Raw genomic sequence first — 14,824 nt, 5'->3', positions numbered from 1 at the left:
GCATCGAAGCCGTCACTCGACACCGACCGTCCGCTCGACGCGGAACCGTCACCGACCGTCGCAACCCGTCTCGCTGTCGACGCGGTCGAGATACGACTCGACGGCCGCGGCGGCCTCCTCGGGATCGGTGTGACTGTCCCCGAGGCCGACCTCCAATCGACGCCACTCGGCTCCGTCGCGGACGAAGACGTCGACCCACCAGTACAGCGACAACCCCCTCGAGAACTCGACGAGGCGGACGCGGTGGTCGCCACCGTCGCTCTCGTACACCGTCGTCTGGTCGCGCGAGCGCGCCGACCACCCGGCTGGAAGGTCCACCTCGTAGGGATCCGTCGGCTGTGTGTCGCTCCCCTCGATTTCGATAGGGCCGTCGATGTCGACCGAGGGGGCCTCTTCGACCGAAGAGGCCTCGTCGCCGACGAACCGGTCCGAAGAATCGATCGCGCTCTCCTCGTGGCTCATCGGAGTCACTCGTCGGTGGCGGTCCCGGGATTTGTAGCTCTCGGTTCGTCGCTCGAGGCGGCGGGAGATCGGAGGATCGATCGGGAGGAGTTGGTGACGACGAGCAGGCTGCTCGCGCCCATCGCGACGGCGGCCAAGAGCGGGTTGAGCAGGCCGGCGATCGCCAGCGGGACCGCGACGAGGTTGTACACAAACGCCCACCCGAGGTTCTCCCGGATGCGGCGGTGGGTCCCGCCGGCGACGTCGAACACGTCCGAGACGGCGTCGAGCCCGCGGTCGACGATCACCGCGTCGGCCGCGCTGCCGGCGAGGTCGGTGCCGGAGCCGAGCGCGATCCCGACGTCCGCCGTCGCGAGCGCCGGCGCGTCGTTCGAGCCGTCGCCGACCATCGCGACGGTGCCGCGAGCGCGGAGCCGACCCACCGTCTCGGCCTTCGCCTCCGGCGGCACGCCGGCGAACACCTCGTCGACGGCCTCGTGACGTTCGAACTGTGCCGCCGCCCGCTCGTCGTCGCCGGTCAGGACGACGATCTCTCGCCCCGCTCCGAGGTCGGTGACGACGGCGTCCCACTCGGTCCGCGGCGCATCGCCGACCGAGAGGAGGGCGCGCGCACGTCCGTCCCACCCGACGAAGGTCGGCACGCTCCCGTCCGCGCGGATCGCTTTTGCTGACATCGCGAGGTCGTCGGAGACCTCCATGCCGCGCGATTCCAGAAGCTCGGGGTGGCCGACGGCGACCTCTGTCTCCCCGTCGGCGTCCGCCGCCCGGCCGCCGCAGTCCGTCAGGTCGACGCGTCCCGTCACCCCCTTCGGGTGCGAGGCGGCGTCGCGTACCTCGGGGAGCGCGTCCGGGCCGGCGTCGACGACCGCCGCGGCGATCGGGTGCGAGTCGTACCGCTCGACCGCGGCCGCGAGTTCGAGCGCCACACCGACGTCGGCGTCGCGATCACCGAGACTTCCCTCGGCTTCGCCGCCGTCGGGGTCATTGAAGCCGTTCTCGACCTCGCCGCCGTCGGGCGCGGCCCCGACCCGGGACGGCGTTTCGGTGTCGCCCGGACGGCTCCCGCCGACGACGTCCACGACGCGCATCCGGCCGTCGGTCAACGTCCCGGTCTTGTCGAAGACCACGACGTCGGCGTCAGGGACCTCCTCGAAGACGGCGTCTGACCCGACGACGATACCCGCGTCGGCGGCGTCGCGGACGCCCGCGGCGACGGCCAGGGGAGTCGCGAGCCCCAGCGCACAGGGGCAGGAGACGACGAGCACGGTGAGCCCGGTCAGGATCGACCCCGCGAGCGGCGTGCCGGTCGCGAGGAGGCCGACCGTGGTCAGCGCCGCGAGCGTCAGGACGAGCGGGACGAACACCGTCGCGAGCTTGTCCGCGAGGCGCTGGGCCCCCGAGCGCGAGGACTGGATCTGCCAGAGCCGTTCGACCAGCCGATCCAGCGTGCTGTCGGCGCTCTCGCCCACTTCTACGGTGATTGGATCGTCGGTGACGACGGTCCCCCCGAGGACGTCGTCGCCGGCGGTCCGACGGTCCGGCAGCGACTCGCCCGTGACGAGCGACTCGTCGATCGCGGCGCTCCCCTCGACCACGACGCCGTCGACGGGGATCCGTTCGCCCGGTCTGACGAGCACCCGGTCGCCGGACGCTAGGTCCTCGACCGGGACGGTCTCCGTCGCGCCGTCCGCCGCGAGCCGGGTCGCGTCGTCGACGCGGGCGCTCGTCAGGTCCGTCAGCCGACTCGCCGCGCCGCGTTTGATCCGGTCCTCGTAGTAGTTGCCCAGGGTGACGACGAGCACGATGGCGACGCTCACGTCGAAGTAGACGTGCGTCCGTCCGACGACCATCGCGCCGACGCTGAAGACGTACGCCGAGACGGCAGCGAGGGCGACGAGGAGGTCCATGTTCGGCTGCCCCGCGCGGACGCTGACGTACGCCCCGCGGAGGATCGGGTAGCCGGTGTAGAACAGCACGATGGAGGACATCACCCAGACGTTCCCGAGGACGTAGAGGCCGTCGAAGCCGCCGAGGTCGACGAGCGGTTCGAAGCCGAGGTAGGTGGGGTACAGGAAGACGGCGTACCAGACCATCACCATCATCCCGAAGACGCCGCCGCCGATGAGGAACGACGCCAGTCCCGACCGGTCGTCTTCGCCCGTCGCCTCCGGGTCGCCGACGTCGTACCCGTAGCGGTGGAGGTGCTGGCCGAGTTCGTCGACGTCGGTGCGCTCGGGATCGTAGGTGACAGAGAGCATATCCGTCGCGTAGGACGCCTCGGCGGCGTAGACGCCGTCGTCGCTCGCGGCGGTGGACTCGATGAACGTCTCGCAGGTCGCACAGTGCATCCCGTCGACCGAGAGGTACGTCTGTTCGGCGTCCTCCGGCGGGCCCGGGTCGTCGACGTCGTCGTGCTCCGCCCCGGGAGAGTTTCCCGTCTCGTCCGCACCGAGCGCCGCCGCCACGTCGGCCTCCTCGGCATCGTCGATCGCATCCGGGCCGCCGAGCGCCCGCGAGACCTCCAGACAGCCGCGACAGCAGTACGTCCCCGAAACCGCGCCGTCGCTCACCGGCGGGTCCGGCGTCGGCAGATCGCAGAGCGAACACGTCGCTGCGTCGTCGTCATCGCTCATCGATCGGCTCCGGCACGCGTCGTGTGTGTCTGCCATTCGCTCTCTCGTGTGGTCCCGGCTGTCGGGTGCGCAGTGCTCGTTTCCGTTCGCCTCGATACGCTGTTTGCGCGCTTTGCCATACGTATCTCTCCGCCCAAGAGCATAGTGTTACCCCAGCGGTTGGTAGATCGGAACCATCGGGTGCGGGATGTGGATGCCGACGAGCATCAGCCCGTGTGCCAGGGGCAGATACCCCAGGAGGAGGAACGCCGCGCCGAGGACCCGGTGCAGCGACCGGCGGCGGCCCGCCGACAGCGACCCCAGCGCCGTCCCGTAGACGAACAGCGTCGGGAACGTCCCGAGTCCAAGGAGCGACAGCAGGAAGGCCGCCCGCAGTGGATCGCCGATCACGAACGCGTACAGGTACGCGGGGAACGTGATCGGGCAGGGCAGAAAGGCGTGCCCGAACCCGAGGCCGGCGATCCGGGCGTCGCCCACGAGCGTGTCGACCCGACTCGTGAGCGCGGTGCTGACCCGGGTGAACACGGCCGAGACCCGCCCGGGCAGGCGCACCGCTCCACCGGTCCCGCCGCGGAGGTAGGAGACGCCAGTCACCATTATGAGCGCGCCGACGACGATGCCGGTCGCCGCCCTGATACCGTTTCCGAACGCGACGACCGAGTCCGCCGCGCCGACGGCGACCGCACCGACGAGTGCGAGCACGGCACCGACCACCGCGTAGCCGCCGGCCCGCCCGAGGTTGAACAGGGCGTGCTGTCGGACCTGCCGGAGCGACAGTCCGACGCCGGTGTCCTCGGTCGCTTCGAGCCGGTCGGCGTAGACGCTCACGAGCGGTCCGCACATCCCCAGACAGTGTGCGCCGCCGAGCGCGCCGATGACGAGGAAGACGCCCGCTTCGACGTTCGTGGCAGCGAGTTCTCCGATTTCGACCGACGAGAGCGGGATCACGACCGTTCAGAGGGCCTCGTCGCCGGCACTCTCCACGTCGTCGCCGTGTGCCGCGTGCGCCTCGCTCTCCGTCGGCGACATCAGGAGGTAGAGGCTCACGGCGATGATGACGACGTTGACCAACGTGATCGCGCCCGCCCACCACGTCCGGAAGACTCCGAAGGCGACGACGGGTAAGAACGCGAGTAGCGCGACCATCCCAGCGAGCCGTGGCGTCAGTTCCATACGCCTACGTTCGACCCAGTTTGATTCGGCATTTCGCCGATTCCCACAACGTAGGAATCTATCGACTCGTTCAAGAATGTCGAGTCGATACCCAGCAGTATGTCAGCGGAGCCGGACACAGAGGCAGGCGACGTTGCGACCCCGTCGGGGGACGCAGCCAGCGAGAACGGACCACCGATTCCCGACCCTGAGTCGGTCGACGACGAGGGGTACGTCATCGGATCGGGGCGGTCCGGGATCGTCAGGCGGATCGGCCACGACGACTTCGATCCCGTCGGGACGCTCGTCCTCATCGCGATCTATATGGTGATCGTGGGCGCGATGTGGATCTTTATGTACTTCGTCGAGTTCTTGGGCGGCGATCTCACGGTGATCGGGTGATACGATGGAGATACACAGGTACGAAAAGATCTGGCTCGCGGGCGCATTGCTTCTCATCGTCGGCTTCATCGCCACCGTCTCCTACGGCGCGGTCGGCGCGGGAATCGCGATGGTCGACGACGAGGGGGGACAGGTGGATCCGGCCTCCCTGGACGACCACCCGAAGTTCGGGGAACCCGGGACCTACCAGGCAGGTGAGAACGAGTACGACGTCTACGTCGTCGCCAGGCAGTTCCTCTTCGAGCCGGGCACGTCAGAGCCGATTCGCGTGCCCGCACACTCGACCGTGACGTTCCACGTGACCTCTCCCGACGTGATCCACGGCTTCGAGGTCGTCGGGACGAACGCCAACACGATGGCGATTCCCGGGCAGGTCGCGACGATAACCGTCGAGTTCGGCGAACCGACGGAGTACGGACTCCTCTGTCACGAGTACTGCGGGAGCGCCCACCACGCGATGGAGGGCAAAATCGAGGTCGTCCCGCAGAGTGAGTGGAACGAGAGCATGGTGGTGAACTGAGATGGCTACGTTCGTCGACAAATTCCCGGACGAGGCGAAGGTCGTACAGGCGTCGTTCGCGGTCGCGTTCATCGCACTCGGCATCGGCGCGCTCTTCGGACTGATTCAGGCGCTCCACCGCACGAACGTGCTCCGCGTCATCGACTCGGTCGATTACTATACCCTGCTGACGGCCCACGGGGTTCTGCTCGCGCTGGTGTTCACGATCTTCTTCCTCGTCGGGCTGTTCACCTGGGCGGTCACGCGGAGCTTCGGCCGAGCGCTCCCGGACATTCGGCTCACCTGGGCGTGGTTCGGGCTGATGACCACTGGCACGGTGCTCGCCACGGTCGCCATCGTCGCCGGACTGTTCCCGCAGATACCGATGAGCGCGGACGTGCTCTACACGTTCTACGCGCCGCTGCAGGCGCACCCGATCTTCTACATCGGACTGGCGATGTTCATCATCGGCACGTGGATGGCGGGGGCGGACTGGTTCCTCGCCTACCGCGAGTGGCGGGGCGAGAACCCGGACAGCCGGATCCCGCTGCAGGCGTTCATGGTCCTGACGACGATGATTATGTGGTACGTCTCGACGCTCGGGGTCGCCGTCTCGGTCGTGTTCTTTCTCATCCCGTGGTCGCTCGGCCTCATCGAGACGGTCAATCCGCTGCTCACGCGGACGCTGTTCTGGTACTTCGGCCACCCGGTCGTCTACTTCTGGCTGATGCCCGCGTACCTGCTGTGGTACACGGTGCTGCCGAAACTCGCGGGCGGACGGCTCTTCAGCGACCCGCTCGCGCGCGTCGTCTTCGTCCTGTTCGTGCTGCTGTCGACGCCTGTCGGGATCCACCACCAGTACGTCGACCCCGGCATCGCGGAGGGCTTCAAGTTCATCGCGATGACGAACACGATGTTCCTGCTCCTGCCGTCGCTCCTGACGGCGTTCACCGTCGTCGCGAGCGTCGAACACGGGGCGCGCCAGCGCGGCGGTGAAGGCTACCTCAGCTGGCTCGGCGCGCTGCCGTGGCGCGACCCCGCCTTCGCCGGGATGGCGCTCGCCGGACTGATGTTCGCCGCCGGCGGCTTCTCGGGGATGATCAACGCCGGGATGAACATCAACTACCTCGTCCACAACACGCTGTGGGTCCCCGGGCACTTCCACATGACCGTCGGGACCGCCGTGGCGCTGACGATGATGGCGGGGACCTATTGGCTGCTGCCGCAGCTCACCGGAAAGGCGGTGTACAGCCGTCCGATCGGCCTCTTGCAGGTGATTATGTGGTTCATCGGGATGGTGTTTATGTCCAACGCGATGCACCGCGCGGGCCTCTTCGGCGTCCCGCGGCGGACCGCCGAACCGCAGTACCAGAACTTCGACTTCGTGGCGGCCGTCGGCAGCGTCGGCGAGATCAGGATGCAGATCGCGTTCGGTAGCCTGCTCCTGTTCCTCAGCGTCGTGTTGTTCCTGTTCAACGTCGCCGCGACGTGGGCGGACGACCGCGTCGACACGCCCGTCGACGACACGATCCCCGAACCGCTCTCGCCGTCGAGCGGCGCACCGCTCGTCCTCGACAACCTCGCGCTGTGGACCGGCATCGCGGTCCTCCTGGTCGTGCTCGCCTACACGTTGCCGCTCGCGAGCATCGTCAACGACGCCGGCCTCCTCGGTGGCAGTCCCACCTTCCCGGTCACGGTCTCCCTGGAGTGGGTGGTCGACGTCACGGTCGGAGCGCTCGGAAACCTCTCGCTCGACTCGCTGGCCGGCGTCGCGCCGGCGGACGCCGTCGCGGATCTCGTCAGGGAGGTGCGGCGCTGATGCGACGGATTTCGCCCGCGCTCTTCCTGGTGCTCGTCGCCTTCACTGTCCCGCTCGCGGTCGAGTTCCGGACGTTCGCGGGGTTCTTCGGCATCGAACTGCCGTTCATCGCCGTGATCGTCTTCGAGGCGGTGTTGCTGGCGGTGCTGACCGCGATCTACGTCCTCGGGAGAATCACGCCTGACGAGGAGGAAGAGGAGGGCGCAGCAACGCCGTAGTCGATCGTCGAAGAGCCTCCTGGGCTAGCGACTCAGATGTTCTCGCACTCGAACTATCCGGCTTCACCGACACAGACCACCCCGAACTGTTCGATCCGATCGAGACAGACCCGAGCGACACAAACCCGATCGATGATCCAACGCCCGACGCTTCGCGAATCGTTTCCGCGACCGGCACAGCCGACCGTGCTGTTCCTGGGTTCCCTGTTGGCCGTCGAATCCGTTCTCGTGGGTGCGCATCTCCTCGCGACCGACGCCGCAGTGCTGTCGGTTCGGTACCTGCTCTACCCGTTCGTCTGGATCAACCTCGGCGTCCTCGCGGTCCGCGCCGTCGACGTCCCGGTACCGGCGGATCGCCGCTCGGTCGGCGCGGCGGCCGTCGCCGCCGGCTACCTGCTCGTCCTCGCGTGGACGAGCGGTCTGGTCGGGGCGGGATCGGGCGGCGCACTCACGCTGCGAGTCGCGCCGGCGATGCCGGGATGGGGACCGGTACTGCTCGTCGGCGGCCCGGTGTCCATCGCGCTGGTCCCGTTCGAGACGATCGGCTACGTCGCGCTCGCGGTCCTCGTCTACGTGGGCGTCGGCCGCGCCGCGGCCGGCGTTCTCTCGGGACTCGTCGGGCTCGTGACCTGCGTGAGTTGCGTGGGTCCCGTCATCGCCGCGGTGATTTCCGGACTCCTCGGCGGCGCTTCGACGGCGGCCGCCGGTGGCGCGTCGTCGACGATCCTCGGCGTGACGACCGGGGCGTACGCCTACGACCTCTCGACGGGACTGTTCGTCCTCACGATCGCCGCGCTGTGGGCGACGCTCCGGTGACCTGCGAGGCCCCGGCCGTCTGCATCAGGATCGCTGAACGCCGTCGAGGGACTCGGCCAGCGTTCGCATCGCCTCGGTCTTCTCGTCGACGTAGACGGGACAGCTACGGGTGTCGTCGACGGTCTGCAGGACCGACTGCCGAAAGTCGTGGGTACACGAGGCCGTGAAGGAGTTGCGGTGGGGGCAGGCCGAACAGCACTGCGGGAACGGGAGGTCGGCACTCGCCATAGGTTGTCAATCGATACCACGACACAGTAAGTAAGCCTTACGCCGCGACGGGCGGACTCACGACTCCGACCTCAGTGACGCTTCGGGACGGCGCGACGGGCTGCGACCCCCGTCAGGAGGAGTGCCGCGCCGAAGACGACGGTCATCGCCAACTCGGGAGGCAGCGCGCTCAGCGCACCGAACGAATTCAAGAGCGCGTACCCGGCGACCGCCGTCAACACGAGGCCGAGGACGACGAAGACGCCGAGCGCGATCTTGAGGGGATCGATTCCGACCGAGCGGGTGGGACGTGAGTGGCTCATCTCAGTTACGGATACGGCACGAAATGGTATATAAATAGAAACTGCTTCCCAATCACCGAGAATCGGGGAGACGCGGCTCAATCGGCCGCCGATCCGGGAGCGTCGACGGCGCTTCCGAGCCGCTCCTCGCGGGTCAGATAACACTGCGGGTCGGGGCCGAACACGTCGCCGCTGCCCGCGAGCGCCCGCAGGCGGGACCCGCCGCGGCAGATGTCCCGATACCGGCACTCCGCGCACTTGCCCGTGAGGTGCTCTTCGCGGTTCCGAAGCGCCGAGAGCAGCGGGTTCGACTCGTCCTCCCAGATCGCGCCGAACGGTCGGTCGCGAACGTTTCCGAGGCTGTAGCCCTGCCAGAACTGGGTGAGGTGGACGTTGCCCTGGTAGTCGACGTCGGCGACGCGCTCGCCGGTCGGGTCGCCGCCGTTGACTTCGAGGTACCGACGAACCGCGTCGGCCTTCGCGTCGCCGAACCGCTCTCTGGCGAATTCGACGAGGAACGCGGCGTCGGAGTAGTTGCCGACGAGCAGGGTCTCGATCTCCTCGCCCTCGTCGTGGTACTCCAGCGTCGTCTCGCAGAGCCGTTCGACGGCCTCGCGGCGGTCCGACGGGGTGAGGTCGGCGTCGGCGATCTCGCCGCCGCGGCCGCCGTAGTCCAGATGGTAGAAGCAGAACCGATCGACGCCGACCTCCGAGAGCAGGTCGACCACGGACTCCATGTCCGCGGCGTTCTTCTCGGTGATCGTGTATCGGAGGCCGGTCTTCAGGCCGGCGTCGAGGAAGTTCTCGATCCCGCGGACGGCGGCGTCGAACGCGCCCTCTTCGCCGCGGAACTCGTCGTTGCGCTCGGGCATCCCGTCGACGGAGACGCCGGCGTACTTCAGCCCCGCTTCCCGGAGCGCGGCGGCCCGTTCGGGGGTCGCGAGCGTCCCGTTCGTCGAGAGCACCGGACGGATCCCGGCGTCCGCGGCGTGGGCGACAAGCTCCTCGAGGTCCTCGCGCACGAGCGGTTCGCCGCCGGAGAAGAGCACGACCGGAACGCCGTACTCGGCGAGTTCGTCGAGCAGCTGTTTGCCCTCGGCGGTCGTCAGTTCTCCCGGCGCAGCGTCGAGGTCCGCGCCGGCGTAGCAGTGCTGACAGTAGAGGTTACACCGTCGGGTGAGGTTCCAGACGACCACCGGCTTCGTCGTCCGGTCCTCGGTGATCTGCTCGCGCGCGGAGCCGCGGCCGTCGTCGTACCGGAGGCCGTCGCCCTCGGCGTCGAGGTCGCAGAGGAGTTTGCTGATCGAGATCATCGCGACGCCCCCTCGGTGTCGGCGACGGTCGACGTTCGGCCGTCGGTTGCCTTGTCCGCCGACTCCGGCTCCGCGGCCGCTCCCGTCCGTCCGTCGCCCAGTTCCCGCTCGGTGAACCGCGCGACGTCCTCGGCGGGACAGACCCACAGGGTGTGTGCGATCCACCCGAAGAGGCTGCTCGCTTGCTCCCGTGCGACGTCCGCGCTCGGCGCCGACACACTCCCGACGTGTCGCATCGATTCGCTCCGGTCAGCGCGGAGGAACACTTCCCACTCCGGCGTCGTATCTCCCCGCGGCTCGGTCACGCGCATTCTCTTCGAGTCGCTCATCGTTCGATACAGGTAGTTCGACCCCCGAACGGGTTCCGCCCGTTTTCGCTGAGTGAGAACGGATCGGATCCCCTTAATGTGGTGACCCCCTAGCGAGGCTGATGTCACGATCTACCCCCACTCGCCGGAGGTTTCTGGGCGTAACCGCAGCGATCACCGCCGGTCTCGCCGGCTGTTCGGGCGGGTCCGGCGGCGGGTCGGGAGACGGAAGCAGCGGTTCCGACGAATCTAGCGGCGATAGCGGCGGTGACGGCTCCGGCGACGGCGGTTCGACGCCCTCGTTCGACGGCTACCTCGCGGAGACGTCCAACTACGACGGCGTCGCCGACCGGACGGGCAACGACGAGGTGACCGTCACCGTCGGGGCCGAGGCCAACGGGGGCAACTTCGGGTACGGACCGGCGGCGGTTCGCGTCTCGCCCGGGACCACGGTCGTCTGGGAGTGGAACGGACGCGGGAGCCTCCACAACGTCGCCGCCGAGGACGGGTCCTTCGAGTCCGAACAGGTGCAGGAGTCCGGACACACCTTCTCACAGACCTTCGAGGAGACGGGGACGGTCAAGTACTACTGCACGCCCCACGAGACGATCGGAATGAAGGGCGTCGTGGTCGTCGAAGAGTAGCCACCGACAGAGAGGGACGACAGCCGTTCGTATCGAACGTCGGGACTACTCCCGGATCGAGATCAGTTCGTCCCGTTCGCCGCTTCTCGTCTCGACGTAGTCCAGCACCTCTTCGTACGCCGCGACCTTGCACGTCGCCTCGAGGGCCGCCTCGTGACGGTCCTCCTTCACGGCAGCGGCCCGGTCCGTCTCCGCTTCCTCCTTCCGCTCTCGAACGAATTCGCGGAGACGGTCGGCTCTGACTCGGGTGACGTCGCGGTCGAGCATACGAACGCGATCGGCTGCCAGCGCCTTCAAAATGGTCTTGCCGGTCCGCTGGTCTTTCTTACGCTTCCGCGGCGCTCTGTCGGCCGCCGCGCGGCGAGTCGAGGTCCCACGCTTCCAGCAGCTCCTGATACCGGTTGCGGATCGTGACCTCCGAGATGTCCGTCACGTCGCTCACTTCCGCCTGCGTCAGCTCCACGTTCGTCAGCTGTGCCGCGGCGTACAGCGCCGCGGCGGCGAGGCCGACCGGCGACTTGCCCGAGTGGACGTTCTTCCGCTTCGCGTTCTCCAGCAGCTCTCGGGCCGTCCGCTCGGTCTCCTTGGGGATCTCGAGGTCCGAGGCGAACCGGGGGACGTACTCCGAGGGGTCCGCCGGCTGGATCTCTAAGGAGAGCTCCCGGACCACGTAGCGGTAGGCACGCTCGAACTCGTCCTCGTCGACTCGGGAGACGCGGGCGACCTCGTCGATGCTCCGGGGGACCTGCGCCATTCGGGCGGCGGCGTGCAGCGACGCAGTCGCGATTCCCTCGATGGAGCGGCCGGGCAACAGGTCCTCGTCGAGCGCGCGACGGTAGATGACGGAGGCCGTTTCCCGAACGTTGTCGGGAAGGCCGAGCGCGGAGGCCATCCGGTCGATCTCGCCGAGGGCCTGCTTGAGGTTGCGCTCCTTCGAGTCGCGCGTGCGGAACCGCTCGTTCCAGGTGCGCAGCCGCTGCATCTTCTGTCGTTGCGTCGACGACAGGGAGTTGCCGTAGGCGTCCTTGTTCTGCCAGCCGATGTTGGTCGACAGCCCCTTGTCGTGCATCAGGTTCGTCGTCGGCGCGCCGACGCGCGACTTCTCGTCTCGCTCGGCGCTGTCGAAGGCGCGCCACTCGGGGCCGCGGTCGATCGAGTCCTCGTCGACGACCAGACCGCAGGCTCCGCAGACGGTCTCTCCCCGTTCGTCGTCCGTCTGGAGGTCCGTCGATCCGCACTCGGGGCACTTCAGCGTCTCTTCTTCCGTCGAGTCTTCCGTCCGTTCCTCGTTTTCAGTGGCGGCGTTCTCGGTCGCGTCAGCGTCGTGATCACGCCACTCTCGTTCTCGCTCAGTTCCGTCTCGCGCGCGCGTGTGAAGGGCGTCACTCATTTTGGTTCACGGGAGGCCGGTGAGAACCGAACCACCGCCTCGCTCTCGTTAACGCATTTGTAGGCGCGCCTAAAAAATGTGTCGGCCGTGTGCGAACACAATACCGAGCCGATACGTCCGGTAACCGAAACCCGCTCGCGAAAACGCTCTCGACGGGGCGATACGTCGCAGCGAAACCCCGGACAATGCCGACCGCTGACGCGCATTCGGAGCCGCAGACGGGGAAACACGCCGACCTAGCGGGCGCTGTCGTCACCGGCAACGCCACCGTTCGTCGGTGACTGGTGTGCTGACTGGAACGTGGAGCCGTCGGACGCCGACGCTTCGATAGCCGCGGCGACGGCAGCGGGTACGGCGGAAGGGTCGACGACGTGCCCCCGGGTGCGAAGTTCGTCGTAGACGTCCCGTGCCTCCGGACCGGCGTAGTTCCGCTCCGCGAACGGCCGCTCCTCGACGAGGACGACGCTGTCGGCGTCCGCCGCCGCCCGGAGGTTCGGGAGGTTTCCGGTGCCGACCTCCACATCGGCGACGAGGACGCAGTCGGCGGCGTCGATGCGCGTCTCGACCGCCTCGCGGGCCTCGCTGTCGACGCCGGCGAACGGGTCGACAGTCACGAGGTCGAGCGCGAGGCTTCTGGCGGCTTCCGCGTCGGTGTCGCCCTCGTTCAGCACCCCCGCGGTAACCTCGAACCCCGCGGCGTCGAGGACGTAGAGGTACCGCGCGGCGGTGCCCCCGCCGCCGACGACGTGAACCCGACCGCTCTGCGCTCGGGAGTCCGAGCGCCGTCCCTCCGGCAGCGCAGTGACGTACACCGACCCCGTGACCGGATGCCTGGAGACGACGGCGTTGGCGTCGAAAGCCGCGCCGAGTGTGTCCTCGGTGAGGACCGTCTCCGGGGGTCCGAAGCCAGCCACGTCGCCGTCGGAGAGCAAGAGCAGTTCGTCGCAGTACTGTGCGGCGAGGTTCAGGTCGTGGATCGCCGCGATCGCCGTCTTGCCGCGGGCGACGAGCTCCCGGACCAGTTCGAGCGTCCGGACCTGGTGGTTGATGTCGAGGCTCGCCGTCGGTTCGTCCAGGAGCAGGAGCGGGCTCTCCTGTGCGAGCGCTCGCGCGAGCAGGACGCGCTGTCGCTCCCCGCCGGAGAGGGTCGCGATCCCGCGGTCGGCGAACTGGCGGGTGTCGGTCCACTCGAAGGCGCGTTCGACGGCCTCGGTGTCCGCCTCGCTCCAGCCGCCGAACCGCGATCGGTGGGGGTTTCGCCCCATCTCGACGACGGTCCGGACGTCGAACTCGAAGGCGACGGTCGTGTCCTGCGGGACTGTCGCGACGAGGCGGCTCGCGGCCTTCGAGGAGAGGTCGTGGACGCGCTCGCCGTCGACCGTGACCGTCCCCGAGTCCGGTTTCAGCGTGCCGTTGAGCGTCCGGAGGAGGGTCGTCTTTCCCGCCCCGTTGGGGCCGACGAGTCCGACGAACGCGCCGCGGTCGATCGCGGCGTCGACGCCGTCGAGGACGGTCGTCCCACCGAAGCCGACGTGCAGGTCCTCGGCGGCGACGAGCGGGGCGGCGGCGAACGAACCGGACGGGTCGGGACCGTCGTTCACAGTCCCGTCACCTCCCGCGAGCGGAGGAGATACAGGAAGAAGGGCGCGCCGAGCGCCGCCGTCACGATGCCGACGGGGATCTCCGTGGGACCCGAGCGCGCCAGCGTGTCGGTCGCGACGAGGAACGAGGCCCCCGCGAGCGCGCTCGTCGGGAGCAGGATCCGGTGGTCGGGACCGACGAGCAGTCGCATCGCGTGCGGGACGATGAGGCCGACGAAGCCGATCACGCCGGTCACCGCCACGGCCGCCGCGGTGACGACGCTCGACGCCGCCAACAGCAGCCGTTTCGTCCGCTCGACCTCGATCCCGAGCGCGTGGGCGTCCTCCTCACCGAGCAGTAGGACGTTCAGATCGCGGGCGTACAGGAGCAAGAGGAGGAACAGCGGGGGAAGGACGAGGGCGATCACACGCACCTCCGCCCACGTCGTCCCGCCGAGGTGTCCCATCAGCCAGTAGACGACGCGCCGGATGCTCTGGCCGCTGTGGAGGAGCAGCAGCGAGATGACCGCACCCAGGAACGTCTGGACGGCGACGCCCGCGAGAAGCAGCGTCGCTGTCGGCGTCCGACCGTCGCGGGTCGCGATGAGGTAGACGCCGAACGCCGTGATGACCGCCGAGACGAACGCCGCGCCCTGGAGTTCCAGGCCGAACGGCAGCGCGTAGGGCACGACGATGGTCGCGACGGCCCCGACGGCCGCGCCCGAGGAGACGCCGACGATCGAGGGATCCGCCATCGGATTCCGGAAGAACCCCTGCATCACGGTCCCGGCGGTCGCGAGCGCGAAGCCGACGAACGCGGCCAGCGCGATCCGCGGGAGGCGGACGTCGCGGACGATGATCCGGTTCGTCCGACCGACGTCGAAGGCGAACGGGAGCGGGTCCGCCGAGAGCAGCACCTTCGCGACCGTCGCCGGCGGGATCGACACCGGACCGATGCCGGCGCTGGCGACGCCGACGGCGACGAGCGCGCCGGAGAGCGCGACCGACCACGCGACGGTCCGCGTTCGGATGCTCACGAGTATCTCAACTTGAGTTGGATTAGGCAAATACTTGTTGCG

18 protein-coding genes are annotated in these 14,824 nt (G+C 68.5%); 6 read left to right on the top strand and 12 right to left on the bottom strand.

What is annotated here, in order from left to right; translation table 11 throughout:
- Positions 1-48 precede the first annotated feature (48 nt).
- The 4 genes from NO876_RS16855 to NO876_RS16840 all read right to left on the bottom strand — a co-directional run bounded on the left by NO876_RS16855 (position 49) and on the right by NO876_RS16840 (position 4,268).
- Positions 49-462: a hypothetical protein gene (locus NO876_RS16855; protein WP_256422835.1), complete on the bottom strand. Its 414-nt coding sequence runs from the start codon at positions 460-462 to the stop codon at positions 49-51.
- 5 nt (positions 463-467) lie between these two features.
- On the bottom strand, positions 468-3,131 hold the full coding sequence (locus NO876_RS16850; protein ID WP_256422834.1) for a heavy metal translocating P-type ATPase: 2,664 nt from the start codon (positions 3,129-3,131) through the stop codon (positions 468-470).
- A gap of 111 nt (positions 3,132-3,242) precedes the next feature.
- Positions 3,243-4,043 (bottom strand): sulfite exporter TauE/SafE family protein, encoded by an 801-nt coding sequence (locus NO876_RS16845; RefSeq protein WP_256422833.1) that lies wholly within the window; start codon positions 4,041-4,043, stop codon positions 3,243-3,245.
- A gap of 6 nt (positions 4,044-4,049) precedes the next feature.
- A complete protein-coding gene (locus NO876_RS16840; protein WP_256422832.1) occupies positions 4,050-4,268 on the bottom strand; it encodes a DUF8131 family protein in 219 nt (72 codons plus the stop codon).
- Between the two features lie 177 nt (positions 4,269-4,445).
- Between NO876_RS16840 and NO876_RS16835 the strand changes: the two genes are divergently transcribed.
- The 5 genes from NO876_RS16835 (at position 4,446) to NO876_RS16815 (ending at position 8,001) form a co-directional block, all read left to right on the top strand.
- A complete protein-coding gene (locus tag NO876_RS16835) occupies positions 4,446-4,649 on the top strand; it encodes a hypothetical protein (RefSeq protein WP_390278716.1) in 204 nt (67 codons plus the stop codon).
- A gap of 4 nt (positions 4,650-4,653) precedes the next feature.
- Positions 4,654-5,169 (top strand): cytochrome c oxidase subunit II, encoded by a 516-nt coding sequence (locus NO876_RS16830; RefSeq protein WP_256422830.1) that lies wholly within the window; start codon positions 4,654-4,656, stop codon positions 5,167-5,169.
- 1 nt (position 5,170) lies between these two features.
- Complete coding sequence (locus NO876_RS16825) at positions 5,171-6,967, top strand: b(o/a)3-type cytochrome-c oxidase subunit 1 (protein WP_256422829.1); 1,797 nt, start codon at positions 5,171-5,173, stop codon at positions 6,965-6,967.
- Positions 6,967-7,185, top strand: coding sequence for a CbaC protein (locus NO876_RS16820; RefSeq protein ID WP_256422828.1), 219 nt, complete (start codon positions 6,967-6,969; stop codon positions 7,183-7,185). The genes NO876_RS16825 and NO876_RS16820 overlap by 1 nt, the downstream gene beginning before the upstream one ends.
- A 132-nt stretch (positions 7,186-7,317) precedes the next feature.
- A complete protein-coding gene (locus NO876_RS16815; protein WP_256422827.1) occupies positions 7,318-8,001 on the top strand; it encodes a DUF7546 family protein in 684 nt (227 codons plus the stop codon).
- A 24-nt stretch (positions 8,002-8,025) separates the two neighbouring features.
- Here NO876_RS16815 and NO876_RS16810 read toward each other — a convergent pair whose 3' ends face one another.
- From NO876_RS16810 to NO876_RS16795, 4 genes are all read right to left on the bottom strand, one after another.
- Positions 8,026-8,229: a hypothetical protein gene (locus NO876_RS16810; protein WP_256422826.1), complete on the bottom strand. Its 204-nt coding sequence runs from the start codon at positions 8,227-8,229 to the stop codon at positions 8,026-8,028.
- Between the two features lie 71 nt (positions 8,230-8,300).
- The gene (locus tag NO876_RS16805) at positions 8,301-8,531 is read right to left on the bottom strand and encodes a hypothetical protein (RefSeq protein WP_256422825.1); all 231 of its coding nucleotides are present in this window, start codon (positions 8,529-8,531) and stop codon (positions 8,301-8,303) included.
- 77 nt (positions 8,532-8,608) lie between these two features.
- The gene (locus NO876_RS16800) at positions 8,609-9,823 is read right to left on the bottom strand and encodes a TIGR04347 family pseudo-SAM/SPASM protein (protein ID WP_256422824.1); all 1,215 of its coding nucleotides are present in this window, start codon (positions 9,821-9,823) and stop codon (positions 8,609-8,611) included.
- Positions 9,820-10,152, bottom strand: a complete 333-nt coding sequence (locus NO876_RS16795; RefSeq protein ID WP_256422823.1) for an Htur_1727 family rSAM-partnered candidate RiPP — start codon at positions 10,150-10,152, stop codon at positions 9,820-9,822. The genes NO876_RS16800 and NO876_RS16795 overlap by 4 nt, the downstream gene beginning before the upstream one ends.
- Positions 10,153-10,253: 101 nt before the next feature.
- Between NO876_RS16795 and NO876_RS16790 the strand changes: the two genes are divergently transcribed.
- Entirely contained in the window at positions 10,254-10,775 is a 522-nt protein-coding gene (locus tag NO876_RS16790; RefSeq protein ID WP_256422822.1) for a halocyanin domain-containing protein, read from the top strand.
- Between the two features lie 45 nt (positions 10,776-10,820).
- Here NO876_RS16790 and NO876_RS16785 read toward each other — a convergent pair whose 3' ends face one another.
- From NO876_RS16785 to btuC, 4 genes are all read right to left on the bottom strand, one after another.
- On the bottom strand, positions 10,821-11,042 hold the full coding sequence (locus tag NO876_RS16785) for a hypothetical protein (protein ID WP_256422821.1): 222 nt from the start codon (positions 11,040-11,042) through the stop codon (positions 10,821-10,823).
- Positions 11,043-11,100: 58 nt separating this feature from the next.
- Positions 11,101-12,165 (bottom strand): transcription initiation factor IIB, encoded by a 1,065-nt coding sequence (locus NO876_RS16780; RefSeq protein ID WP_256422820.1) that lies wholly within the window; start codon positions 12,163-12,165, stop codon positions 11,101-11,103.
- Positions 12,166-12,401: 236 nt separating this feature from the next.
- Complete coding sequence (locus tag NO876_RS16775) at positions 12,402-13,766, bottom strand: ATP-binding cassette domain-containing protein (RefSeq protein WP_256422819.1); 1,365 nt, start codon at positions 13,764-13,766, stop codon at positions 12,402-12,404.
- Complete coding sequence (btuC, locus tag NO876_RS16770; RefSeq protein ID WP_256422818.1) at positions 13,763-14,782, bottom strand: vitamin B12 ABC transporter permease BtuC; 1,020 nt, start codon at positions 14,780-14,782, stop codon at positions 13,763-13,765. The genes NO876_RS16775 and btuC overlap by 4 nt, the downstream gene beginning before the upstream one ends.
- Positions 14,783-14,824: the final 42 nt, after the last annotated feature.

It is taken from the genome of Halobellus rarus, assembly GCF_024494595.1.
GTDB lineage: Archaea > Halobacteriota > Halobacteria > Halobacteriales > Haloferacaceae > Haloquadratum > Haloquadratum rarum.
This window is presented reverse-complemented; position numbering and strand designations above follow the sequence as displayed.

Coding starts and splice junctions, on each gene's coding strand:
- NO876_RS16855 (WP_256422835.1), bottom strand. CDS start 462: ATGAGCCACGAGGAGAGCGCGATCGATTCTTCGGACCGGTTCGTCGGC.
- NO876_RS16850 (WP_256422834.1), bottom strand. CDS start 3,131: ATGGCAGACACACACGACGCGTGCCGGAGCCGATCGATGAGCGATGAC.
- NO876_RS16840 (WP_256422832.1), bottom strand. CDS start 4,268: ATGGAACTGACGCCACGGCTCGCTGGGATGGTCGCGCTACTCGCGTTC.
- NO876_RS16830 (WP_256422830.1), top strand. CDS start 4,654: ATGGAGATACACAGGTACGAAAAGATCTGGCTCGCGGGCGCATTGCTT.
- NO876_RS16825 (WP_256422829.1), top strand. CDS start 5,171: ATGGCTACGTTCGTCGACAAATTCCCGGACGAGGCGAAGGTCGTACAG.
- NO876_RS16820 (WP_256422828.1), top strand. CDS start 6,967: ATGCGACGGATTTCGCCCGCGCTCTTCCTGGTGCTCGTCGCCTTCACT.
- NO876_RS16815 (WP_256422827.1), top strand. CDS start 7,318: ATGATCCAACGCCCGACGCTTCGCGAATCGTTTCCGCGACCGGCACAG.
- NO876_RS16810 (WP_256422826.1), bottom strand. CDS start 8,229: ATGGCGAGTGCCGACCTCCCGTTCCCGCAGTGCTGTTCGGCCTGCCCC.
- NO876_RS16805 (WP_256422825.1), bottom strand. CDS start 8,531: ATGAGCCACTCACGTCCCACCCGCTCGGTCGGAATCGATCCCCTCAAG.
- NO876_RS16800 (WP_256422824.1), bottom strand. CDS start 9,823: ATGATCTCGATCAGCAAACTCCTCTGCGACCTCGACGCCGAGGGCGAC.
- NO876_RS16795 (WP_256422823.1), bottom strand. CDS start 10,152: ATGAGCGACTCGAAGAGAATGCGCGTGACCGAGCCGCGGGGAGATACG.
- NO876_RS16790 (WP_256422822.1), top strand. CDS start 10,254: ATGTCACGATCTACCCCCACTCGCCGGAGGTTTCTGGGCGTAACCGCA.
- NO876_RS16785 (WP_256422821.1), bottom strand. CDS start 11,042: ATGCTCGACCGCGACGTCACCCGAGTCAGAGCCGACCGTCTCCGCGAA.
- NO876_RS16780 (WP_256422820.1), bottom strand. CDS start 12,165: ATGAGTGACGCCCTTCACACGCGCGCGCGAGACGGAACTGAGCGAGAA.